The following is a 24,039-nucleotide window of genomic DNA, read 5'->3' as shown; positions in this document are numbered from 1 at the left end:
TATTAACTGGGCGAAATATGCATGTTTAAAGGTGTGGTGTACAGCGGATATGTATCATCGAACTAAAATGATGATAGCGGGTGAAATTGGATTACTGTTGGTTGTATCTATCTTATAAGAAAAATAGTAAAACCCCTTTTTCAAGGTAAACCCCGAAAAATCTTCTATTATCGTTATTGGATTTTTGCATTACTGCATTATTGGATTAAAAACGCTTCCCCTTTTCTTTTGTTGCTGAAAAGCACGAGATAGCATTTAAGGTTTTCAAGGCGCTTTATCTCATCGGATGATTTATATTTTTGAAGCTGGGCGATTCCTTCACTCTTTATCTGTTCGTATTTTGCTTCTTCTTTTATCTTTACATATTTGAATTCGATGAGGAATTGGAATTTTGAATCGTAGTGTTCATATTTTGTGAGTAACAAATCAAGCCGTCCGTTGGATATCTCCCTTTCGCTGTCGATGATGAAGATTTTGTTCAGGGAAAGGATGGAGATAACAATCATTTTTATGTTGCTCTCCCGGAAGTTTTGGAAGTCGTTGTCCCTTAAAGGTCCCATTATTTTTGATACTTCCTGTACGAGGAGATCAATTTTCCCTTCACCTGCCATCTGTTTGAAGATCGGGGCTTTCTCCGAGAGATCAAAAGCAATGTTTTCTTCAATCTCATATTTTGCCCGCAAATATTCCCAATAAATGGTTTTAATGACATAATTGGGGATTACAAACCTGATAATGCCGTACTCTTCTTTGTCGATGGTAAGGAGTCCGTTGTAATAAAGAACGGATATGGCATCTGCTCTTCTGTAAGGCATCTCAAGGTTGAATTGAGTGGCGAGACCACCCTCGATGGCTTCATTAATGTAAACTTCTTCAACGATCGAATCTCTGTCTTTTTTTGGAAGTTTAGCCAGAATGTTGCTTATCTTTTTCCAGTCGCTCGTTACATTGTTGTCGGTTATTTCAGCGGGGTAGGTGTAACCGGCACTAAATGCCGCAAGGAAACTTAAAACCAGTTGAGGATTATAGAGTCTTTCACCTCCACTGCGGTTGAACCGGCTCCCGTTGAACCAGGCACGCATATCGAGAAGCAATTTATCCAGATCAAATTTCCCTTCTTCATAGATCGTACCGATTATAAGTTCTTTTAACTCAGACTCTGTAAATCCGGCAAGGTTATTGAATCTTGAATCCAGGGTGATATTTAGTCCGATATTAAACCCGCTGGTCATGCTGTCGAGGGTTACAGGAGTAACACCCGTTGCGAAAAAGCGGTCGATGAGTCCCTCTCCTGAGTACTGTTTTATAACTTCATAAAACTTTCTTACCCAGCCATTGCGGGCAACAATTTCAAGAAAATGATCTTCATTAAAAGCGAACAATTCATTAGTAAAATGGTCGTATTCATCGATAAGGAGGAAGATCTTCCCCGAAAAACCTTTTAATAGCAAACTCGGAAAAAAATTGGAAAGTATATCCGCCGGGGTCAATTGATGCTTTAAGTCCTCAATTTCATTTTCGGAAAAATATCCATACTGCATTGCGAACATTTTTATTCCCGCGATAACCTTGTTCTTGAAAGCAGGCATTATATTTTCATTGTTGGATGTATCAATGCCTGCGAACTCAAATTTCAAGGTGTAAAACGAATTTTTAAGAGGTGTGGTATTTCCCTTTTGCCCGATATAATAATTTCCAAACAGCTTATCGAACTGATCGTTGTATTGAATACCATAGTAGTGTTCCAAAGTGGAGATCAACAAAGACTTTCCGAATCTCCTCGGACGGAGAAAGAAGAGGTATTTATCGCTCAGTTGCTCTAATTTTTCGATAAATACTGTTTTATCTATATAATAGGCATCTTTATCAATCAGATCATAAAAGTTGGAAGATTTGGATGGTATTTGCTTTTTCATTTTGTCGGATTTTTTATAGTTCGCATGCACAAATATAGTGATTTGTTAATAGTATTGTGTCGTCTGCTGCCTTGCTCAAATTATCCGCATATTGTTATTTAACTACAGGGGGAAGGGTAGCTAAAACCCACACAGCATAAACCGTTGTCGATATCACAATCACAAAAATTGTGAAAATTATTCCACCAAAGCAACCAATTTCGGGGAGGGGCAAGATCTCGGAGAGCACACGGTTCCACAGTATCAGCATGAACCAGACTACGATCATGAATGCCACTATCGCAAGAAAAAACCACACACCTATATAGATAAAAACGACTGCCGAAACCAAAAACATTGCAAATCGATGCATTTCAAATCCTCCTGTGTTATGATCCGCTATAAATCGTTTAGTATAAAAGAGAGAAGCGTTCCCCGGGACACACGGAGCAGGTGCCCCGGAGAACAGTTTGTTAATCCAGCCTGTTGTCGTAGTAAGTAAGTTCGCCTTCTACATTAAACTCGTATTTCTCAAAATATTCCTTGTGGAATACATATCCGGAAATGTAGTAGGGGGTAAATTTTTTGTTACCATACAGGGCGAAATCCTCAAGTATCAATTCCTTTACCAGCTCCAGTTGCTCTTTCCAGGAGAGTTTTTGGATCTCATCCTTGGTAAAAACATATATCTCGAGCGGGTATTTTCGAAACATCGACTTTTTGGCTTTTTCTGTTGCCTCAAACTCGGCGGGGATTCTTATCAGCTTAGACTCAAAGTTTTTCATCTGTTTTCTGATGGCTCTTTGTTCGCTCTGTTTTGCCCTCTCCTCAGCGAGCTTGTCATGCAGCCTTTTAATCTGCTCTCCCGCTTCGAGGAAAGCCTCCACAATGTAACTCTCCACGGGTACATGCTGTAAGAGCTGCTGTACAAGTTCCGGATTGTAACGGTCGTTATACAAAAAATCGTTAATTATCTTCAGACCTTTTTCAGCTTTTTTGTGATAAATCTTTTTGGCCAGTTCTCTTTTGCTGATACCGTTATCAGTTATTCTTGCGGCAATTATTCTGTTTATAGGGTACATTTCAAATTCTCCTTTTGTTTAATGCTCAAATATTATTTTTCCAAAAAAATGCTTAATAGCGGGACCACTCTGCTATTTCGCCCGAGACCAGTCTTACATTCGGTCTGATTACATTCCCTTCGGTATCAAGCTGGCAGGCAGTCCTGAAATCGCGGACAAAGTAGTAGCAGATTATTTTCCCGGCTTCTCTTACCGAACCCCCTGTGGCGGCAAAATCCTCTTTGATAAACTCCTTAACGAGTGCAAGTGCCTCGGATCTGCTCAGGTCTTTAATCGTTCCGAGGAACGAAGGGCATAATTTCGGCTTCATCCATTTGTTCATCGGGTTCTGAAAAGCCCAAGGGGAGACCTTCCTCTGCGTTCTTCTCAGGATGTAGGGGTCAACAGTTCTCTCAATCAGCACTGCCTCTTCATAGTCATATGTCCGGTCTCTTTCGGTTTCAATTTTTTTTCTCAGGGCGAAGATCGACTCGGTGGCTTCGACAGCAAGCTCGAGGACAAATTCATCCACGGGCACCACTTCGAGAAACCGTTTCAGGAAAAATGGGGAGTAGTAGTCACGGTAAACAAGGTCATGGACTTTTGAAATCCCTTTTGAGAGATTTTTGTAGCCCATCTTTTCGGCTATTTCTTTTTTAGTCAAGCCAAGTTCTTCAACCCGGCACTTTAAAACGCGGTTTATTGGATACATCAGCAACCTCTGTAATTTATCTTAATATCAGTTAATTTAAGCCCGGGAGTAACCACGGAGCAGAACTCCCGGGGCGAATATATTTTATTTTTTTTTATTTATTCAGCAGACTTTTCAGTTCATCAACTTTATCTGTTTTTTCCCAGGTAAAATCTTCATCATTTCTTCCAAAATGCCCGTAGGCAGCGGTCTTCGCATAAACCGGTCTTTTCAGTCGAAGTATTTCTATAATTCCTTTTGGACTGAAATCAAACACCTTTTTCACGGCTTCACTTATTTCATTTTCGTCGTGTTTCCCCGTACCATGCGTATCGATCAGTATCGAAATTGGTTCGGTTACTCCAATCGCATAAGAGAGCTGAATGGTGCATTTGTCAGCCAGACCGGCAGCTACCACATTCTTGGCAGCATAACGGGCGATGTATGCCGCCGAGCGGTCCACTTTTGTGTAGTCTTTCCCCGAAAAGGCACCACCGCCATGGGGAGCAGCACCTCCATAAGTATCAACGATTATTTTTCTTCCTGTCAGTCCGGCATCCGCGACGGGACCACCCGTTGTAAAAGCACCCGTCGGATTCACATGTAATTTGTATCCCTCCTTCAAAAGCTCCTGCGGGATAATTTTACCATTTTCAATCACCCGTTTTGTCAGGAATTCCCTTATTTCTGCCTGTGCAATCTTTTCAGAGTGCTGTGTCGAGACCACTATTGTGTTTATCGCAACCGGTTTGCCGTCTTCATACCGTACAGTCACCTGTGACTTTGCATCGGGACGGAGCCAATCCACCTCACCGGCGTGTCTGATACGGGCAAGCTCTTTTAATATTCTGTGCGACAAGGCCAAAGTTACGGGCAGGTATTCATCAGTTTCATTTGTGGCATAGCCAAACATTATCCCCTGATCACCGGCTCCCGTGTTACCCGAAGCCTGGTCAACTCCCTGGTTGATCTCTTCAACCTGTTTTACGATATTTATGATGACAGTGCAGGCATCGGGGTCGATTCCGGGGAAATCTTTCCTATAACCGATTTTCCTTAGTGTATCTCTGACAATTTTTTCATAATCGGGTTTGTGGCTTGAGGTAATTTCACCCGTCAATACAACCAGGTTTTTCCCGATGAGTGTTTCGCATGCAACTCTTGAGTTCGGGTCCTGAGCAAGGCAGTTATCGAGCACGGCATCGGATATCTGATCGGCAACTTTATCGGGGTGACCTTCGGAAACAGACTCGGATGTAAAATAAAATTCGTTGGACATAATCATTCCTTTTGTTTTTTTTGAAAGATTCAATCATTTTTGGAATTAGTTATGTGCGAAAAAAGCGGGGAGGTGTAACTCGGGGTACTTTTTAGCAAATTATTTAAGGTCGCTTGCAATACGCACAAATCACGACCGTCTTCAAAACCCTTGTTCAGTTATCAACTGACCTCTTAAAACCAAAAAACCCGCTCAAGGCGGGTCAGCCTTTAGCTCTTGTTTTTTGTCGCAGCAAGTAACTTGATAAAAACGACATGCAGAAATTTTAATTCTTGTACTCTAATGTAAAACTTATATTTGACATATGCAAGTACTTTTTAAAATATTTTTCATTTTTTTTTGATTTTACTCTGTTTTTTTCATGATTGGCTATTCAGCCGTCGACCTTCAGCCCTCAGCCTTATCTCAATACAACTGCGATCCTTTTCCATAATTTGGTTCACGATGCTTAAACCGGGCGAGGAATATCCGTACTTCGGGGTATGAGAAGCGTTCACCCAGCTTTGTTTTAAGAGCCTTAAGTTCTACAAAGCCTTCCTTGTATTTTGCATACATTATTTTGAACCTGGGTGGAGTGAGAATTTTTTCGGGGTCTATCGAAGGATCCATGCCAATCAGTTCTTCCAGTTGCATCGATATTACGGTCTCACTTTGATTCTTTGCACTTGCCATTTCAGCGAGGGTTTTTCCCTCCTTTGCCATCTCCCAAACAGGGAAGTGGGAAGCGGGTATATTCAGTTTTTTCTTTTGCCCCTGTTCATTTTTTATCGTGATACTGTTTATTACCGAGAGAATTTCATCGCCGATTTTGTTGAACATCCGCTCGTTTGAGCCCTCCACTTCCAGAAACTCTTCTTTAGTCTTCGGTTTCATTTGGGCGAACTTCAGCAGAACCTCATCATTACAGATAAGATAAGGCGGTTGTGAGAATTTTAGACCCGCTCTCTCCCTCAAAACTTTCAACTTGAAATAGAGTTCGAGATCGGTGTTGGGATCGGAGGGGGTGCCTGATTGTTCATCGGTTACAAGCCGCAATTCCACCAGAGCCGCATATCCCTTGTTGGAAAGAAAAATCCTGTTCGATTTTGAGCGGTTCTCGAAGATATATCCCGTATTAAGGAGCTGGTTGAACACAGATTTGATGTGTCCGTATTTGAAGCCTGAACAGATGCCAAAAACTGGCAGTTTCTGGTAACCCTCCGACTTCGAGTTCCCCATAATAATTGTAAAAATATGGACAGGACTGATGCCGTCCGAAAAGAGATGCACTGTTCGAAGTATCGACTCATTTATAAACTGGTATGCATCCGCTGGGAGGGTCTCGCTCTCCTTCATGCAGTTGTCGCACTTCCCGCATTTATATTCCTTTTTATCCCCAAAATATTTCAGTATAAAAGCAAATCTGCAGCCTGTGTGGTAAACGAGAGATTCCATTTGCTTCAGCTTGTTGAAAGAGTTGTTGTAGTTCTGATCCATGTACCTGGAATCAACAACAAGTTTGGCACTTTTTATCCGGGGAATGAGCAGCTTGAAAGTATCTTTAGAAGAGGGAGCGGAGAATGAGAGTATCCCGCTGTTATCAAGTTCGAACATGGTTTCGCGAAGTGTATTTTCACCCACCGACAATTCCTGAGACATTTTATCCATGTCGAGAAGTACGGTTTTTTCGAAAGGGATGGCTCCATATTCCTTCACCAGATACAGTATTGCCTCCTTTTTAATATTGTCGGGGAGGTTTTTGGTATATTTTTTTAGCTGCTCGCTGTTCAGGATGTATGAAAAGAAGTGTTTCTGCCTGAAGTCGGAAATGGCTGCGAGGTACCCTGCCTTCTCGAGTATTGAGAGGGCACCGAGTATCGTGCCTCTGGCGATATTTTTACCGAGGATCAGGTTGATCAGGTCATAATCAATTTTTAACAGCTTTTCGGGGAGTTCCCCCTGTTGCACTGAAACCGAATCGAGGAGGGCATCATAAATCTCTCCGACAAGGTCTTTTCGCGGGAAGGCAGAATCGATAAAAAACTGCTGAAGTTTCAAGTCAGCTCTCTCGAAAAGCATTACTGCAAAAGAATCCTTTCCGTCCCTTCCCGCTCTTCCAAATTCCTGGTAGTAGCTCTCGATAGTGCCGGGCATGTTATAATGGATTACCAGCCGCACATCCTCCTTGTCGATTCCCATTCCAAAGGCATTGGTAGCAACTATCACTTTAACCCGTCCCGAAAGGAAGTGGTCCTGTATCTTTTTCCTCTGTTCGTTCGGGAGTCCCGCGTGATAGAAAAGATTTTCTATCTTTCTCATAGTGAGGTGTTCTGAAAGTTCTTCCGCTTTTTTTCGTGAGCCTGTGTATATTATTGCGGGGGTTCCGTAAGTTCTCAATAATTCCGCTGTTTTGGCTTTTTTGTCCTTCACCTCCTGAATGGAAAGAGAAATGTTGTCTCTCTCGAATCCTCTCACAAAGATGAGGGGGTCGCGCATGTTCAGTTGTCTGGTAATGTCTTCGCGTACCTCTTCCGTGGCGGTGGCGGTAAATGCCGAGATGTTTTTTATTCCCGTCCAGGTGATAAAATCACGAATTTTAAGGTAGCCCGGTCTGAAATTATGTCCCCACTCGCTGATGCAGTGTGCTTCATCCACGAATACAAAAGAAGGCTTTAACTCCTTTATTTTTTCTGCGAAAGAGGTGTTTTCGAGTCTTTCAGGTGCTACATAGAGCAGCTTTATCAGTCCCTGTTCCAGATCACGGAGAATTCTCTCGATCTCATATCCTCCGAGGGAGCTGTTGATAAATTCGGCTGTGATCCCTGCTTTTCTCAGGTTGTCAACCTGATCTTTCATGAGGGCGATAAGGGGTGAGATAACGATAGAGAAACCTTTTGAAATAACCGCCGGAATCTGATAGCAGATCGATTTTCCTCCCCCTGTAGGAAGAATCGTAAGGACATTCTCTTTATTCAGGATCGCCTCGATTATCTCGAGTTGTCCCTGCCGGAAAGAGTTGTAGCCGAAATATTTTTTTAATGCTTCTTGTGGTGTCATCGGATGCAAATGTATAAAATTCACGCGACATGAGGAAATCATTCAGGGCTGTTTTGAGAGGGGGGCAGCCTTTTTAAAAACATCTGTGTTGAAATAAATTTCAATTATTGGTGTAATAACACATGTTAAAAATATTCTTTTGGTCTCTTGACATTAATTACAAAAATTTGTAATTTATTTTTAGGATATCATTAATCACGGGAGAGAAATGTAAAAGCAGGAAATATAATAACCGGGGCAAAATTTGTCCGGTTATTGCAAGTTATCCGGCAGGATGTTCAAGGATTTTTACCGGTCCCTTTAAGAGCAAATAGTCTATCGTAATGTACCTTCCACACCCTGAAGCGAACCACCCATGTGGTTCTTCTCCGGGAAACCTTTACAAAACCAAGTTTGAAGCACTAAGACATTTTAAGCAATTAAGATGCCTTTAGATCGTTATTTAGATACTTAATCTTTTTGGAAAATATTATGAGTAAATACCTTAAATCGTTGATGCTACTGCCCGGGTTAGTTTTTTTGTTGAGTTTCACTGCGGTGGCCCAGTTTGACTCAATAATATTCGCACGAGATGATATTTACCAACCCAAGGCTGTCCTCTATATGGGGGATCAGAATGATGATGGCTGTGATGATTTTGTCCTTATTACAGCTTCTACTTCTAATTGGAATGCAAAAGCTTTGCTTTTTCATGGTGGTAATCCTGTAGATTCGGTGCCTGTTTTCGAAATACCTTTCATAGGGTATCTTCCATACCACATTTCAGCATGTGATTACAATCGTGACGGATACAGGGATTTGATAGTGACAACATTCAATACCCGTCCATTAACCTTAAAGATATATCTTGGCGGCCCAATGATGGATACAATTCCCGATTTAATATTTCAAGCACCAGAACAGATAATTGGCAATCTAAGATTTGTGGGAGGTGACTGGCCGGTAGATTTTAACGGGGACGGTTATGAAGAAATGGTTGCCTATGCATACGACATGTATGGCGGTAAAGGGGCAATTCTGATATACAATTCGTCTCCGGAGATGGATTCGATCCCCGACAAGATTGCAACATTTTATCCAAATGAGACAATATGGGGTTATGAAATCACGAGTGGTGATCTTGACGGAGATGGAAGAACTGATTTATCTTTTATTCTCAAAAGCCCTTCGATTCCGATGAATTTTACCCGAAGGGGTTTTGTGTTTGGGAGATCTGACTTCTCATTTCAGGATACAGTTAAAATATTAGATTCATCTGCTGTGGTTTATACGAATAGAATCATTGAAGATATCAACAAGGACGGTAAAGCAGACATTGTATTTTATGACACGAAATTTAAGTATCCATATTGGTATATAATGGCAATCAGTCATGGCTCAAGGCAACCTGATTATATACCCGAAGAAGGATTTAACACACAGAATCAGGGATTTTATCATACCTGCTCGGTAGGCGATGTAAACGGCGACGGGTATGGAGACTTTTTATCATCACTTGATGGTTCTGGTGGCCGATTGTTTGTGGGAGGTAAACACAAGATTGATGATACACCAATCAGATATTACGGGAATTCATTCAACATCCTGGGCAGGGTTGGAGATGTAAATGGCGACGGACTTGATGACATTGGAATAGGAACGAACGGTGCAACATATGCACAGCCCGGCACTTTTTATATAATGAGTGGTGAGAGAGTTGCGATGGCAATTGAAGATGGGGAACTTGCAACTGAGCAAAAAGAAGAAATAACATTAAAAGCGTACCCAAATCCAACACGGGGTGAATTATCGGTTGAAATAACGAGTAATTACCCGGGATATGCAGAATTGAGGCTATACAACACAACAGGAAAGGAACTGATAAAAAAGGGAATCGAATTAGCAGCCGGTATTACAACCGAGAAGATTGATCTCAAAGAACTGAACATATCATCAGGGATATATATAATTTCACTTGATCATGAGAAAGGGGGTAGACATCAAAACAAAAATGCGAAAATTCAATATTTGAAGTAATAAAAAACAACTGACATTCAAAAGTAGCAAGATAGGTGCAATTCCGCCTGCAGATATTTTAGGTCACTGTTTTTTGCCTATTTTATCACGGTACTTTGTTTTTTTTTTTTTTGATGTGTATTTTCTTAATAGCATAGCAAAGAATTTATTCCTTAACAATCAGTGGGAGGAACCCAAATGAAACAATTTTACAGCACATTGTTATTCCTTGTAAGCATGGCCACCCTGCTCACAGCCCAAAGCGTGTATGAGCTTAACACGGGGCGGATAAAACTGCCTTTGGACAACCGGGGTGTGATAGGTGAAGTGACGGTAAACGGAAGTTCAGGAGTGAAGTATGACGGCATTTCCACCATCTACTCGGGCGGTTTTGCCCTCTCCGGCATTAAGAACTCAACCCTCTGGGCTAACGGCGTGATGTCCGCCGCCCGTGTGTGGGACTTCATCCCCGGGAAAGCCGGCACACCCTCAAATGACCCCAAGAACCGGCTTTATGTGGTCTCCCTCAACGATCCCGCTTTCGGTACAAGCTGGCAGAACTGGAGGGACGCAGTCGCCCTCGGTGCCCGTTATTGGGACGGCAACAACGACGGCAACTATAACCCCGTCGATCTGAACAGCAACGGCAAATGGGATCCAAACGAGGACATGCCCGAAATACTCGGTGAGATCTCCGTCTGGTGTATTTTCAACGATGCTGCCGACACCGCCCTGCGAAAGTTCAAAGATGTTCTCCCGATGGGAATTGAAGTGATGCAGACGGTATATGCATTCCCCCATTCGGATGTCGCAGAGATCCGTGATGCCGTCTTCTTCAGGTATGAAGTGAAAAACACGGGAAGTGTTGTACAGGATCTTTCGGATATGATATTCGGAATGTACTCAGACACCGACCTTGGGAACTACTCCGACGACCTCTCGGGTACCGATGTGGCGAGAAACTCGGCATACTACTACAACCGGACATCCGACAGTCAGTTTGGCAACAACCCTCCCGCGGTATTCCACTCATTCCTGCTCGGAACCCCTGTCTTTATCCCCGGAGAAACCTTCACCGACAACAACAACAACGGTGTTTACGATCCCGGTACCGATATCCCCCTCGACAGCGCGGTGCTCCACTTCGGCAAACCTTTCCCGAAACAGTATGTCCCGGGAGCAAAAAACTCCGGAGTAACGGGAAGCATAATGTTCCTGAGCTCCCACCCCACACAGGGAGACTTCCTCACCACTTCGCAGCTCCGCAACTACATGGAGGGGAAACGCCCCTCGGGTGACCCGATGGATCCCTGCAACTGGCAGTGGGGTGAAGTAAGAGGTGGTGTTCCGTGCGCTGGCATCGATAACAGACTGATCTACTCCGGCGACCCTGTTGCCAATACCGGGTGGATCGATAATCACCTTGCCGATAAAAGGAATATAGTGTCATCGGGCAGGTTTAATCTATCCGCCGGCAGCACGGCAACCTTCCACACGGGTATCATTATCGGCAGGGGAAGCGATCAGTTCAACTCGATCACGGTTACGCGTGCCGCTTATGATACAATACTTAACCGCGTTCATCTCGGCACTGCGGATGTACCGCTCGGCATTGAGGAAACCACGGGAACGCTCCCTGCAGAATTCAACCTGGGTCAGAACTACCCTAATCCCTTCAACCCTGAAACAGTTATCCGGTTCTCATTGCCATCAAAAGGATATGCAAAGGGTGTTGTTTACGATATCCTCGGGCGAGAAGTGGCAACCCTGATCGACGGTGAAACCTCTGCCGGCAGCCACCAACTGAAGTTCAATGCAACAGGTCTCCCCTCGGGCGTTTATATCTTCCACCTGGAATCAGGCAACCACTCGGCTGCAATTAAGATGGTGGTGAATAAGTAGAAATCCGGAACCTCGGAATTTCAGAACCTCAGAACTTCGGAGTTACTGAGGTTCTGAAACTGTTTTCTCCCAAAAAATTGATTATTTTCAGACACAGGATATTTTTTATTCGCAGGAATTAATATGATAAAAAGAAACAAATTTTTAGTCAAGACCCTGTCTTTCATGATATTTATGATGATAGCGGGTTTTCCTCAGAGCAGGATTGAAAATTTCAATTTCTTTAGTGCCGGGCGAATAGAAAGCATGGACTGGATTTTTTATTTTTCCAATGCATATCACAAGAATTGGAAAGCCTTCACTCCCGTCACAAGTGCCCATCGTCTCGAACTCCGTCATCAATCCGGGAAAGACACACTTCTGGAAGGGAAGTATTACCGGACCAACCTGAATGCACCCTTAAATTCAAAGATAATATATGGTCCTACCGTTTTGCAAACCTTTCCGTACCGGGAAGAAAGAGGCTACAGACAGGTTACCAGATACAGGGTACCGGCAAATGAGAGGTGCCTTGATACCATCAGCTACAGAGTTGATTTCCATTTGAGAAGACTGTCGAACGGGGACGGGATCAGAAGGCCTTATGATACTCTGTGTCTTGCAAAAGTAATCATTCACTATGAAGACGGGGGTCTGGTGAAGGATTCTGTGATATCTCATGCAGTCCGTTCAGGGGAACTGGTTAATACAAATCTTTGCTACATTTCTTATAAACTTGGCTTTCTTGAAGACAACACCTCCCCTGTTGAGTTTGCCGGAAACCACACCTCCGGAAAGAAACTCCTGGGAATAGAGTTTGAATTGGAAAACAAAACCACCCGTGAATTATATGCCGTTGAGAGTATTGAAGTTTCAGATTCGTTTATTTGGGAAAATTACTTTTCGCCGACAGGAAGTTCCGAAAGAATGAGCCGTCTTTTGTATTATCTCAAATCGTTACAAACAGATGATAATATAAATGCTTCATTTACATCCCTGGTCGGGGATTATGAGATTGAAATACCGGCTCCCAATTCAGTGGATAATTATGATGCGATACAAATACTCGGGGAATCAATCGCATATCTTTACAAAGAGGGACTGGTACAACCGGTTAAGAAACTGCAGAGCCCTTTACGGACATCATCCAATAATATCATCTTGCGGCATGAGAGGTAAAAGGGAAACAAGATGGAAAGAAGTGCGGTCATGATAAGTGAAAGCAGCGTCAGAGTCATGAGGACACTCATCATAACTGTAATCTTTTTGCTGAGTATTAACACAAATATGTTCGGTACTATCCGCTATGTAAAAGCGGGTAACCTGACCCCACAACCGCCCTACACATCCTGGGCAACTGCATCTGACAGCATTCAGAAATGTGTGAATGTCTGTCAAAGAGGTGACACTATTTATGTCGGAGCGGGGGTTTATAGGGAATTTCTGCAGGGTATACCACCGTATATAGCAATAATTGGTGAAAATATGGAGACGACAATTCTTGATTGCCAGGGGATGATTCGCCCGCAATATCTGTTTCACTTTGCAATAGATGTATCCGATTCTTTATCTGTTTCCAATTTTACTCTTAAGGGGAATGCTACCGGTGTGAGTGATTCTTTGATACAAACGGCGTTTGGGGACACATCTTTCATGGTTTACGCGTCCGGAGTTCTGATCTCTAACTGTAAATTATTCAATTTTGGGAGTGGAGTTTACATCAATAAAGGGATTATCAGCGACAATATAATGCTAAATGTACATACATTTCTTTATACGGGTTTCGACAGTCATGGGATAGATACTATTTATTTTCAAAATAATCTTCTTGTTCATCCATTATACTCAATGCGACATTTTATAAATAATGGACTGTTTTATCCCCGCTTTTTTTTCAGAAATAACATATTTACAAAACCATTTGTTTCCTCCGATTTTTACAATCAGTTATACACCACAGCGTTAACAGTTGACCCCCGGGTCGAATTCTCTAACAATCTCTTTTATACAAAATCCTACAACTCTGATGACAACCCTTTTGTACCTGCAACCGGCACCATGTCATTCTTCACCAATGTGTTTTGCATTTCAGAGGGTCCCGGCTGGGATTACCGCAAAGACTTCATGGTCTCCTCAGGCAATGTAACCTTTACCAATAATGTGGTTTACGGGTTTGATAAAGGTATCTGGAACAGCTCTCCCAATCTGAAGGTAAACAATAACTGTTTCTGGAATGTACCCACCCCGATTAGCGGAACTCAGCCACCACTTGTCAACAGCGGGAATCTGTATGTTAATCCGATGTTTGTGAAGGATTACGGTGACTTCCCCGACATCGATTTTCATCTCCAGATGTATTCCCCCCTTATAGATGCGGGAGACTCAACGATACTCGACAGGGACGGTACGAGAAGCGATATCGGTTTCTACGGTGGACCGTATGGTGAAAGTTATACATACCAGGATTATGCTCCCCGTGTTCCGGCGAGAGTGAAACTCCGCTCCACGGGTACACAGGGAATCTATGAACTCTCATGGAGACCAAACACGGAATCAGACCTGAACAGATATGAGGTATATGCCGACAGCACAAGAGGATTCACCCCCGACACAACGAAGATGATCTGGAACGGTACGGATACACTGTTTAACTTCGTACACAAGAAACCGTATAACAAACCTGTCTTTTTTAAGGTAAAGGCAGTAGATAACCAGAATCTAAAGAGTGATGCGAGTGAGGAGACGGGAATAGTACCCGTATCGGTTGATGAGGGAGATATTATTTCAGAGGATTATCATCTTTATCAGAACTATCCGAATCCTTTTAACCCTTCCACAACGATAGAGTATAAACTAAAAACAAGGTCGAGGGTACGGCTTGATATCTACAACTCGAGTGGTGAACTGGTGAAGACGATGATAAACAAGGAACAGGAGGGGGGATATTATTCGCTGACGGTAACCGCGGAAGATATTGCAGCACCGGGCAGTAAATCCGGAGGGGTTGCGAGCGGGGTATATATCTATCGCATCAATGTGGTTGAAAGTGAGAGGAACATCCCCGTATATATTCAGAGCCGGAAGATGGTACTTTTGAAATAGAACCTCAGAATTTCAGTGCGCCGCGGCGCATCGGAGTTACTGAGGTTCTGAAGTTCCGGAGTTCTGAAGTTCTACAGGGGGGCAGCCTTTTTTGTTTCGACTTTGGTTCCAAATATGATATCGTTCCAACCCGACAATCGATACTCTAATTTTTGCTATATTTAGGATTCAGATTAAGGAAATTTATGGCGACAATCAACATATTGTTTATCGGAGACATCGTGGGGAAACCGGGTTTTGAAATGGTTCTCACATGGCTGCCGACATTTCAACAAAAATATAAAACCGATGCAATAATAGTTAACGGGGAAAACACAAACGACGGAAAAGGGATTCTTCCAAAAGAGGGAGAGGCACTTTTCAATTTGGGGGTGAGAGTTATAACCGGGGGAAACCACACTTGGGATAAACCTCAGGCTCAGGAATATTTTAAAAATGAACCCCGCGTTTTGAGACCTCAGAACTACCCGAGGGGTGCCCACGGCAACGGACACTACATTTTCGAGACTTCGAAAGGGAAGGTTGCGGTTTTGAATCTTCAGGGCAGAACATTTATGCCGATAATTGATTGTCCCTTCAGATCTGCTGAATGGATTCTTGCAAACAAAATAAAGGGGGAGACAAAAGTAATAATTGTCGATTTTCACGCCGAAGCGACAGCCGAAAAGCAGGCACTTGCGTATCACCTCGACGGCAAGGTTTCTGCCATACTTGGTACTCATACGCATGTGCAGACTAATGACGAAAGAATCTTTCCACAGGGGACGGCATTTATTTCTGATGTCGGCATGACGGGTCCTTACAATTCAGTAATAGGTATGAAGGTGGCACCCGCACTAAACAGATTTTTGTATCAGACACCGCAAAAATATGAGACAGCTCTTGAAGATGTGCATATTTGCGGAGTTTTCCTGAAAATTGATACCGAAACAGGTAAAACTGTGGAGATAGAGAAATTTATATTCCCTGAATTTGATAAAACAGCACAAAACTGATATGATTCTTATCGACGGTAAAAAAGTATCCAATGAGATCAAAGCCGAACTCAAAATTGAGATTGAAGAGCTCAGACTCAAAACGGGGAGGGTTCCGGGACTTGTAGTCATAATAGTCGGCAATAACCCTGCCAGCGAGGTTTATGTAAGAAACAAACATAAATCGTGTGGTGAAGTCGGAATAAATTCGGTTGTTGTGAACCTGCCTGAGGATACTACTGAAAAAGAACTTCTGAAGACAGTTGAATATTACAATGAAAATCGTGATTTCCACGGGATACTCGTTCAGTTGCCTCTTCCAAAGCAGATAAATGAAGATGTTATAATCAGGGCGGTTGATCCAAAAAAAGATGTTGACGGATTTCACCCCCAAACAGTGGGAGAGATGGTGACGGGAAACCCGACATTTCTTCCGTGTACACCTGCCGGAGTTGTGGAACTGCTTAAGAGATATGAAATCGATCCGGCCGGAAAGCATGTGGTTGTGGTGGGAAGAAGCAACATAGTAGGCAAACCTGCCGCACTTCTTTTGATGCAGAAAAAGAAATTCGCCAATGCAATTGTAACGGTTTGTCATTCGGCAGCCAGGGATATTTCTGTATTCACAAAGCAGGCGGATATCCTGATAGCGGCAATGGGAGTTCCTAAATTTATCAAAAAAGAGATGGTAAAAGAGGGAGTTGTTGTTATAGATGTGGGGACAAACAGAGTGGAGGACGCCACTTCAAAAACGGGATCAAGACTTGTGGGTGATGTCGATTTTGAAGGGGTTTCGGAGGTCGCCTCGTATATTACCCCCGTTCCGGGTGGTGTAGGACCGATGACCATCGCAATGTTATTAAAAAACACAGTAAAAGCATTCAAAGATTACGGAATGTAAAATGGATTCAACCAGAATTTCAAAAATTGTGCATCAGGCACTGCTCGAGAGAAAACTTAGCGATTTTTACTGCACTTCAGAGACCTGCAAGGGGTGGGAGCGAAATGTAGTAACTCAACCACTTACAGTTAATAAAATTGTGAATGCGGGTGCGGAAAGAATTTCTGCCGGAATTGGTGTGGGTCACGAGCTCAGCGATCATGAACTCGCAAGGATGATTGACCATACCCTCCTTAAACCCGATGCAACGATTGCAGAAATAAAAACTCTTTGTGCAGAGGCGAAGCAGTATGAATTTGCGAGTGTATGTGTGAATCCGTGCCATGTAAAACTGTGCAGCGACCTGCTTCGGGGGACGAGAGTAAAAGTTTGTACCGTTATCGGCTTCCCTTTGGGTTCAAACCCGACAGCAGTAAAAAGGGCTGAAGCGGAGCAGGCAATGGCAGAGGGAGCACAGGAACTTGACATGGTAATTAATGTCGGCTGGTTGAAATCGGGGATGTACCGGGAGGTTTTTGAAGACATTCAACAGATTGTGATTCCTGCGAAAAACAGAAGAATAATTGTAAAAGTGATCCTTGAGACATGTCTCCTTACAGATGAGGAGATCGTAAAGGCTTCGCTGATCTGCAAACAGGCAGGTGCAAATTATGTAAAAACATCCACCGGCTTCTCAAAGGGGGGTGCAACGGTGCAGGCGGTCGCTCTGATGCGGCAGGTTGTGGGTACCACACTCGGAGTGAAGGCATCAGGTGGAATAAGAACCACGGAAGATGCAAAGGCGATGGTGGAGAGCGGTGCCGACAGAATTGGTGCCAGTGCCAGCGTAAAAATTGTAACGGGCGGTGGCAGTGGTTCTGGAACTGGTAGTTACTAAGACTGACGACGGCTTTACCGCCGAGATACCTTCACTTCACGGTTGCGAAAGCTGGGCTCATTCCGAGGATGAAGTGATGGACAAGATTCTCGAACTTGCTCTCTTCTATCTCAAGATTGATGACATTAAACGCCTCAAACTTGACAAATCGAGGGGCGACTTCACCTTTAGTATTTACAAACTGATCGTAAAGTAAATTGGAAAAATCCCGCGAAATTACACAATCCCGCCGCGAAAAGATTCTTCGTGTAGCAGCAAACAGACAGAATGATCTCACTTTAGTACTTGAAAACATACACGACCCCCACAATGTGAGTGCAATTCTAAGAAGTTGCGATGCTGTAGGCATCAAAAAAGTGTCACTCCTCTACAATATCGAAAAATTCCCGAAACTTGGCGGCAAGTCATCAGCTTCAGCGTCGAAGTGGGTGGAGACTGAAAAATTCAAAACTGTTGATGATTGCTACTCTTCACTTCGTGAAAAAGGATTTATCATCGCAGCCAGTTATCTGGATGAAAATTCGAGATCACTTTATGAAATCGATTTCACACGGAAAGTTGCTTTTGTGATGGGAAATGAGCACAGAGGTGTTTCACCCGATGCACTCGCCAAGGCGGATTTCAGTTATTACATTCCCATGAAAGGGATGATTCAAAGTCTTAATGCCTCGGTTGCCGCTGCAGTTTCCGTTTATGAGGCGATGAGGCAGAAACTTCTCGCAGGGCATTATCAGCAGTCCCGGCTTCCGGGTGATGAATATGAAGAGATGGTTTCGAAGTGGATGAAGAAATAGCCCCGCAGGTGGAAGAATACCACTGCTAAAACAAAATTAAAACAAGATAAACAGAAGTAAAATATCAGTCGAAATTTGGCTGAACTGAATATGGAAAGATTATGAGTTTAAAGACAATCAAGCAGATACAAAGAGTTAAAGGCGAACTCACATTTTCGGGCGACAAATCGGTATCACACAGAGCTGTGATTTTCGCAGCGATGGCTGAAGGGGAGTCTGTGGTTAAAAATATTTCTCACAGTGCCGATGTTGAATCATCCATTAACTGCCTGAAAGAACTGGGAGCGGGATTCGAAAAGAGAGGGGATGATCTGGTTGTAACGGGGGTTGGTTTTAAGGGATTCAGACAGCCTGAGAAAAATCTTGATGCCGGAAATTCAGGGACAACCGCACGACTTTTGGCAGGACTTCTTTCTGCACAGGATTTCGAGTCAACCCTCACGGGTGATGATTCCCTAAGGAGCAGACCGATGGAGAGGGTGGCAAATCCCCTTAAGAAAATTGGTGCCAAAATTGAGCTCACGGGCAACACTCTCCCGATGACGGTCAGTAAGGGGAAATTCAAATCGGCTGAGATTACTCTTGAAGTGGCGAGTGCACAGGTAAAAAGTGCACTGATTCTCGCGGGGCTCCATCTCGGAAGAGGCAAACTGACTCTGATTGATCCTTTTGAAACGAGAAATCATACCGAGGAGATGCTCGGGATTCCAAGGGAGGCACACCCCTCGGGAAAAGTAATGACCGTTTCAAAAGCATACTATCCAAAACCGGGAGAGTTTACAGTTCCGGGTGATGTTTCAAGTGCGATGTTCTTCATAGTTCTTACCCTGATAGCGGGGGATACCCTCAGAATCAAAAATCTTCTTCTTACGCCTGAGCGGACAATGGCGATCGAAATTCTGAAACGAATGGGTGGTCAAATAATTGTGGACAGGGAAGAGACGGGAAACTGTGGTAAGTCGGGCGATATTTTTGTTAAAAGATCCGACCTTATAAATATAGAAATTGACCCTGAAGAGATTCCCCTTATTATCGATGAAATTCCCGCTTTAACCATTGCCGGACTTTTTGCAGAGGGGGGATTTCAGATAAAAAATGCAAAAGAACTTAGAGTGAAAGAGACAGACAGAATCTCCGCAATTGTGAAAAATCTTCAGTTCTGCGGTGCGGGAGTGGCAGAGTATGATGACGGATTCCTTTTGTACGGAAAGGATTTGGATGATTTTGCCCTTTTTGAAAGCTACGGCGATCACAGAATCGCGATGGCTTTTTCAATTCTTGCGGCACTTCTGAATCAGGGGGGGAAAGTAAATCAATCAGAGTGTGTTGCGGTTTCGAATCCCGCTTTTTATGATCAATTAGACTCCATTTCCAAAAAGGACTGACACAATGTTCCGGTTTGCAATCGTTCCGTTAATCATTCTCCTGTCATTCGCAGGCTTAGCCCAGAACTTCGAAATAAATGATTATATGCCCCTGAATATCAGAGAGGCGGTTAACAACGGATTTAGAACTCCGGAGGGAAAACCGGGAAAAAATTATGTGATGAACGATGTTGCTTACAAAATCGATGCGGAATTGTTTCCCGTCGAGGGGGTGGTCAGAGGGAAAATCAATATCGAGTATAAAAACAACTTTCCCAAAAACCTCACAAAACTCGTTCTGAGATTATATCAGGATGCATTTAAAAAGGGGGTAGCGAGGGATTTTCAGATCAATCCAAAAGATGTGCATGACGGCACTGTAATATCCGACCTGAAAATTGATGGTGTGGAGATTGATTTAAAAAGCGGGGTGATTAACAGGTCGGGCACATTAATGACGATCAGTCTCGATTCACCGTTGTTAAGCGGTGCAAAGGTTTCGCTTGAAATGAAGTGGGAGGCTAAAATTCCGGAGATATCCAGAGTCAGAATGGGGAAATACAGCGATTCAACCCTCTTTGTCGCCTACTGGTACCCGCAAATGTCAGTCTATGATGATCTTCAGGGATGGGACATGCAAAACTACACCATGAATCAGGAATTCTACAATAATTTCGCAGATTTTGATGTAAAAGTTACCGTTCCCGAGGGATTCCTTGTTTGGGCAACCGGAGAATTGCAAAACCCGTCAGAAGTGTATTCAGATGCAATTCTTGACTCATGGAAAAAGGCTTTGAACTCTGAAAAGATTGTAAACATCATCACAAAAGAGAACAAAACCGCCCTGAAGTCGAAAAAAGGGAAAAACACTTTTTATTATAAAGCCAAATTCGTTCCTGATTTTGCATTCGCTTCTGCAGTTGATTACCTATGGGATGCTTCAACCATGATTGTGGATAAAAAAACAGGCAGAAAAGCTTTTGTATCAGCAGTTTATAACGAAAATTCGGAAGATTTTTATCAGGTTGCTGACATTGCAGTTAAGGCAATAAACTATTTTTCGGAAGATTTGCCGGGTGTCCCTTATCCGTACCCTGTGATGACTGTCTTTAATGGTCAGGGGGGCATGGAGTTTCCGATGATGGTGAACGACGGGTCCGAAAATTCGTATGCCTCGGCCGTAGGGCTCACTTCGCACGAAATAGCACACACATATTTCCCGTTTTTTATGGGAACAAATGAAGTGAAGTATGCTTTTATGGATGAGGGCTGGGCAAGAATGATTCCTTACAAATTTCAGAAAGAAGTCGGGAAATACAATCCGGTAGCAAACCAGATGAAGGCTTTCGACGAACTCGCCGGACGAGAGTTTGAAGTGCCGCCTATGGTACCTTCAATTCAACTTAAAGGACAAACCTACAGAATGGCAGCCTACAACAGACCTTCACTCGCCTATCTCTTTTTGCAGGATATTATGGGTGAAGAGAAATTCCGTGAAGCCATGAGATATTATATCTCATTGTGGAACGGAAAGCACCCCATGCCCTTTGACTTTTTTAATACCATGAGCGGTTTTTATGGTGAAGACCTTAGCTGGTATTTTAAATCATGGTTTTTTAACTGGGATTATCCCGACATGTCATTGAAATTCAGTTTAATCGACGGAGATAAAACAAAAGGGAAGGGAGCCGGTGATGGTGAAGTGGCGGTTGTGGTTGAAAACAAAGGCAGACTCACGTTGCCCGTTCGAATTTATGAAATAAACGGTGATAACAAGAAACTCATTTACTCCGAAACCGCTCTCGTATGGAAAGATGGTAGAAAATCACTTAATATCAACCTGCCTGTGTTGCGAAAAGGTGCATCCTACCTGCTTGGCGACGAAAATGTACCCGATGTGATCAGAGTTGATAATCTGTTGAAGTAATAATTGAATTCTGCCTTTATACTTTTTATGAAAGCGAATGAAAAAGGCTGCCCGATAATTACATCAGGGCAGCCTTAAATTTATGATGCTACTTTGATGCTTCGCTACTCTGCTACTTCAATAGTTGAAGTTTCACTCTCTCCTTTTTCACCTCAGTGCCTGATTTCAGGGTAATCTCTGCAAAATAGATCCCTGATGCTGCGTTTTTCGAACCGAGGTTTATCTCTTGTTCATAACTTCCGGGAGGTATTTCGCCGAGTTCCCGTTTTTCAATCAGTTCTCCTGATACACTAACTATTGAAAGTGACACTAAACCCGTTGTGGTAAGTGTGTACTTTATTTTTGTTGTTGGATTAAAAGGGTTGGGATAGGCCTCAACTTTCAAAGATGAAGGAACTGAAGAGGGATTATTATCCTGAACAGATACCAGATTCCTGTCTCCCGCCACTATTACTGCATAGCCGTATCCCGTAGAATTACCGTCATAATCATATACAAGTGCTAAATCATCAACTCCATCTCCTGTTACATCTCCCACAAATCCCCTTCCTGTGGCTCCATTAAACTTTATGTTGGCGATGTTATCAACAGTGGGCTTTCCACCGAGCCACAGCCATTGTGCATCATAACCAATACCGAGCATCAGATCCTTTATCCCGTCACCATTTACATCACCGATATTCATATTAAAACCATTAGGTTCTCCCCTGTCCTGTGTATTTAGTCCTCTGTACGCAGTTGGAAACTCAGTTGGTGGATACCCGCCACTGTTAACCATATTACCATAAAAGTAGATATACTGCCCATTGTTTGGATTAAGCCAGTCATCCTTTCCATCACCGTTAAAATCTGAGATTATCCTTGAAGCAATAGTTAATCCGTCCATTATGTAACCGGTCCCGTCATGCTGATAACTGAATCTTTCTGTCAGACTAAATTCAGGATCACCATAAATTACATTAAATCTCGATTTGGTGTAATTACCTGATGGATCATTCAATGTTATCCATAAATCAGAACATCCATCTCCATTTAAATCACCAAACATTAATCTCGTTCCCATTTTTTGATTAAACAATTCACCTGCGTATCTTTGTTTTGGTGCACCCGTGAACTTTGAACCTGTTTCATAAAAATAGAGTGTGTCATTGGGCCATTGTCCATACCAAAATGCAAGTTCTTCAATTCCATCTCCGTTCATGTCAATTTTTGAACCCGCACTATTTACAATCCATCCCGTTGCAGTAGAGGGAACAGGAAACTGGATTAAATAATCAGGGATTGTATCCAACAGAGGACCACCATAATAAACTGCCAGATGGCTTGCTCCCACATAGGGAAAAGTAACTATATCCAAATGCCCATCCCCGTTTATGTCAATAGTTACTCCAGTAAAATCAATTTTTACTTGCCATAATGGAATAGTATCAATTGATGGACCCCCGGGGTAAATTTTAATACTCGAAATTCCATTATCAACATCTGCTATTAAAATGTCGTTATATCCGTCCCCATTCTGATCATCACAAACACGAAATGGTGTATTTATATGCCACCCCCACTTAACAAACACAACTGAATCCAACTGTGAATAGACGGTGGTGCAGAGCACCACCGTTATAATTATTGATTTAACGAAGTGCTTCATCTTTAATATCCTTCATAATTTTTGATTTTACGCCGCTGGTTGTAATCACTCGGGACAGTACTTGTTTGATCAGCCCATGAAACAGAATGAGTGATGCCAAGGGTATCCATCATTGTGCTGAGTTCCTTTGTACTGATTTGAAGATCTTGAGGGTCGAATGCTTGCCCCCAGTTGTAAGGTTGTATCCTGTAATTTACATATCCATCAAAGAAGGAGATGTAAGGAAATATTGTTTTACCCATTTGCCCATATATATGGGGGGGGTTATTATTACGAGTATAAATAAAATTAAGACTATCTTTTTCATATTAATCTCTAGATTAATTTATTAATTTCCGGACGATGAGTCCTGCCAATAATTGATAAGCTAAATGGTAAAGTAAACCATTTTTTTGCCTGGTGCGCTTAACCGGGGTGGGATGAGAGATGTGAAAAATGGAGTTATCCCTGATAACACCCTGAAAAGGTTGATTCTTAATAACCGGAAGAGAATTTTACTCTTCTTTTTTAGTATGGGCTTGTTTCCGTTTGCTCCGGGAATAAATTATAAATAGCTTTATTTAATGTAAACATAATTTTATTTAAAGTCAAGAGGGGAAAAAAATATTTTTTTA

The 24,039-nt window shown here is 42.7% G+C and carries 19 protein-coding genes and 1 riboswitch; of the genes, 11 read left to right on the top strand and 8 right to left on the bottom strand.

Annotated elements, in window-relative coordinates; translation table 11 throughout:
• Positions 1-197 precede the first annotated feature (197 nt).
• From J0L60_11590 to J0L60_11565, 6 genes are all read right to left on the bottom strand, one after another.
• A complete protein-coding gene (locus J0L60_11590) occupies positions 198-1,916 on the bottom strand; it encodes an AAA family ATPase (protein ID MBN8546761.1) in 1,719 nt (572 codons plus the stop codon).
• A 94-nt stretch (positions 1,917-2,010) separates the two neighbouring features.
• A complete protein-coding gene (locus J0L60_11585) occupies positions 2,011-2,268 on the bottom strand; it encodes a hypothetical protein (protein ID MBN8546760.1) in 258 nt (85 codons plus the stop codon).
• Positions 2,269-2,368: 100 nt separating this feature from the next.
• Complete coding sequence (locus J0L60_11580) at positions 2,369-2,977, bottom strand: hypothetical protein (GenBank protein ID MBN8546759.1); 609 nt, start codon at positions 2,975-2,977, stop codon at positions 2,369-2,371.
• 52 nt (positions 2,978-3,029) lie between these two features.
• The gene (locus J0L60_11575; GenBank protein MBN8546758.1) at positions 3,030-3,668 is read right to left on the bottom strand and encodes a hypothetical protein; all 639 of its coding nucleotides are present in this window, start codon (positions 3,666-3,668) and stop codon (positions 3,030-3,032) included.
• A 94-nt stretch (positions 3,669-3,762) separates the two neighbouring features.
• Positions 3,763-4,926, bottom strand: a complete 1,164-nt coding sequence (locus J0L60_11570) for a methionine adenosyltransferase (GenBank protein MBN8546757.1) — start codon at positions 4,924-4,926, stop codon at positions 3,763-3,765.
• A gap of 70 nt (positions 4,927-4,996) precedes the next feature.
• Positions 4,997-5,072, bottom strand: a riboswitch (SAM riboswitch).
• 259 nt (positions 5,073-5,331) lie between these two features.
• Positions 5,332-7,962 carry a RecQ family ATP-dependent DNA helicase gene (locus J0L60_11565; GenBank protein MBN8546756.1) on the bottom strand — a complete coding sequence of 877 codons (2,631 nt, stop codon included), beginning with the start codon at positions 7,960-7,962 and terminating at the stop codon, positions 5,332-5,334.
• Positions 7,963-8,433: 471 nt separating this feature from the next.
• Between J0L60_11565 and J0L60_11560 the strand changes: the two genes are divergently transcribed.
• From J0L60_11560 to J0L60_11510, 11 genes are all read left to right on the top strand, one after another.
• Positions 8,434-9,978, top strand: coding sequence for a VCBS repeat-containing protein (locus J0L60_11560; GenBank protein ID MBN8546755.1), 1,545 nt, complete (start codon positions 8,434-8,436; stop codon positions 9,976-9,978).
• A 177-nt stretch (positions 9,979-10,155) separates the two neighbouring features.
• Positions 10,156-11,859: a T9SS type A sorting domain-containing protein gene (locus J0L60_11555; protein ID MBN8546754.1), complete on the top strand. Its 1,704-nt coding sequence runs from the start codon at positions 10,156-10,158 to the stop codon at positions 11,857-11,859.
• Positions 11,860-11,982: 123 nt separating this feature from the next.
• Entirely contained in the window at positions 11,983-13,017 is a 1,035-nt protein-coding gene (locus J0L60_11550; protein ID MBN8546753.1) for a hypothetical protein, read from the top strand.
• A 12-nt stretch (positions 13,018-13,029) separates the two neighbouring features.
• On the top strand, positions 13,030-14,940 hold the full coding sequence (locus tag J0L60_11545) for a T9SS type A sorting domain-containing protein (GenBank protein MBN8546752.1): 1,911 nt from the start codon (positions 13,030-13,032) through the stop codon (positions 14,938-14,940).
• 185 nt (positions 14,941-15,125) lie between these two features.
• Entirely contained in the window at positions 15,126-15,935 is an 810-nt protein-coding gene (locus J0L60_11540; GenBank protein MBN8546751.1) for a TIGR00282 family metallophosphoesterase, read from the top strand.
• Between the two features lies 1 nt (position 15,936).
• Positions 15,937-16,815 (top strand): bifunctional methylenetetrahydrofolate dehydrogenase/methenyltetrahydrofolate cyclohydrolase FolD, encoded by an 879-nt coding sequence (gene folD / locus J0L60_11535; protein ID MBN8546750.1) that lies wholly within the window; start codon positions 15,937-15,939, stop codon positions 16,813-16,815.
• A 1-nt stretch (position 16,816) separates the two neighbouring features.
• Complete coding sequence (gene deoC / locus J0L60_11530; protein MBN8546749.1) at positions 16,817-17,692, top strand: deoxyribose-phosphate aldolase; 876 nt, start codon at positions 16,817-16,819, stop codon at positions 17,690-17,692.
• A complete protein-coding gene (locus tag J0L60_11525; GenBank protein ID MBN8546748.1) occupies positions 17,667-17,888 on the top strand; it encodes a hypothetical protein in 222 nt (73 codons plus the stop codon). Before deoC ends, J0L60_11525 begins: the two co-directional genes overlap by 26 nt.
• Positions 17,889-17,931: 43 nt before the next feature.
• On the top strand, positions 17,932-18,486 hold the full coding sequence (locus J0L60_11520; protein ID MBN8546747.1) for an RNA methyltransferase: 555 nt from the start codon (positions 17,932-17,934) through the stop codon (positions 18,484-18,486).
• Positions 18,487-18,587: 101 nt separating this feature from the next.
• Entirely contained in the window at positions 18,588-19,871 is a 1,284-nt protein-coding gene (gene aroA / locus J0L60_11515; GenBank protein MBN8546746.1) for a 3-phosphoshikimate 1-carboxyvinyltransferase, read from the top strand.
• 4 nt (positions 19,872-19,875) lie between these two features.
• Positions 19,876-21,777: a M1 family metallopeptidase gene (locus tag J0L60_11510; protein ID MBN8546745.1), complete on the top strand. Its 1,902-nt coding sequence runs from the start codon at positions 19,876-19,878 to the stop codon at positions 21,775-21,777.
• Between the two features lie 112 nt (positions 21,778-21,889).
• Here the strand turns inward: J0L60_11510 and J0L60_11505 are convergent, their stop codons facing one another.
• The gene (locus J0L60_11505) at positions 21,890-23,425 is read right to left on the bottom strand and encodes a T9SS type A sorting domain-containing protein (protein MBN8546744.1); all 1,536 of its coding nucleotides are present in this window, start codon (positions 23,423-23,425) and stop codon (positions 21,890-21,892) included.
• Positions 23,426-23,427: 2 nt separating this feature from the next.
• On the bottom strand, positions 23,428-23,667 hold the full coding sequence (locus J0L60_11500; GenBank protein MBN8546743.1) for a hypothetical protein: 240 nt from the start codon (positions 23,665-23,667) through the stop codon (positions 23,428-23,430).
• Between the last annotated feature and the right edge of the window lie 372 nt (positions 23,668-24,039).

The organism is Ignavibacteria bacterium, assembly GCA_017302895.1.
GTDB lineage: Bacteria > Bacteroidota > Ignavibacteria > Ignavibacteriales > Ignavibacteriaceae > UTCHB3.
Note: the sequence above shows the minus strand (reverse complement) of the source record. Positions and strands in the feature narration are given on the sequence as shown.

Excerpts from the sequence above, each read along its gene's own strand:
- J0L60_11590 (MBN8546761.1), bottom strand. The coding sequence starts at position 1,916 with ATGAAAAAGCAAATACCATCCAAATCTTCCAACTTTTATGATCTGATT.
- J0L60_11585 (MBN8546760.1), bottom strand. The coding sequence starts at position 2,268 with ATGCATCGATTTGCAATGTTTTTGGTTTCGGCAGTCGTTTTTATCTAT.
- J0L60_11580 (MBN8546759.1), bottom strand. The coding sequence starts at position 2,977 with ATGTACCCTATAAACAGAATAATTGCCGCAAGAATAACTGATAACGGT.
- J0L60_11575 (MBN8546758.1), bottom strand. The coding sequence starts at position 3,668 with ATGTATCCAATAAACCGCGTTTTAAAGTGCCGGGTTGAAGAACTTGGC.
- J0L60_11570 (MBN8546757.1), bottom strand. The coding sequence starts at position 4,926 with ATGTCCAACGAATTTTATTTTACATCCGAGTCTGTTTCCGAAGGTCAC.
- J0L60_11565 (MBN8546756.1), bottom strand. The coding sequence starts at position 7,962 with ATGACACCACAAGAAGCATTAAAAAAATATTTCGGCTACAACTCTTTC.
- J0L60_11560 (MBN8546755.1), top strand. The coding sequence starts at position 8,434 with ATGAGTAAATACCTTAAATCGTTGATGCTACTGCCCGGGTTAGTTTTT.
- J0L60_11555 (MBN8546754.1), top strand. The coding sequence starts at position 10,156 with ATGAAACAATTTTACAGCACATTGTTATTCCTTGTAAGCATGGCCACC.
- J0L60_11550 (MBN8546753.1), top strand. The coding sequence starts at position 11,983 with ATGATAAAAAGAAACAAATTTTTAGTCAAGACCCTGTCTTTCATGATA.
- J0L60_11545 (MBN8546752.1), top strand. The coding sequence starts at position 13,030 with ATGGAAAGAAGTGCGGTCATGATAAGTGAAAGCAGCGTCAGAGTCATG.
- J0L60_11540 (MBN8546751.1), top strand. The coding sequence starts at position 15,126 with ATGGCGACAATCAACATATTGTTTATCGGAGACATCGTGGGGAAACCG.
- folD (MBN8546750.1), top strand. The coding sequence starts at position 15,937 with ATGATTCTTATCGACGGTAAAAAAGTATCCAATGAGATCAAAGCCGAA.
- deoC (MBN8546749.1), top strand. The coding sequence starts at position 16,817 with ATGGATTCAACCAGAATTTCAAAAATTGTGCATCAGGCACTGCTCGAG.
- aroA (MBN8546746.1), top strand. The coding sequence starts at position 18,588 with ATGAGTTTAAAGACAATCAAGCAGATACAAAGAGTTAAAGGCGAACTC.
- J0L60_11510 (MBN8546745.1), top strand. The coding sequence starts at position 19,876 with ATGTTCCGGTTTGCAATCGTTCCGTTAATCATTCTCCTGTCATTCGCA.
- J0L60_11505 (MBN8546744.1), bottom strand. The coding sequence starts at position 23,425 with ATGAAGCACTTCGTTAAATCAATAATTATAACGGTGGTGCTCTGCACC.
- J0L60_11500 (MBN8546743.1), bottom strand. The coding sequence starts at position 23,667 with ATGGGTAAAACAATATTTCCTTACATCTCCTTCTTTGATGGATATGTA.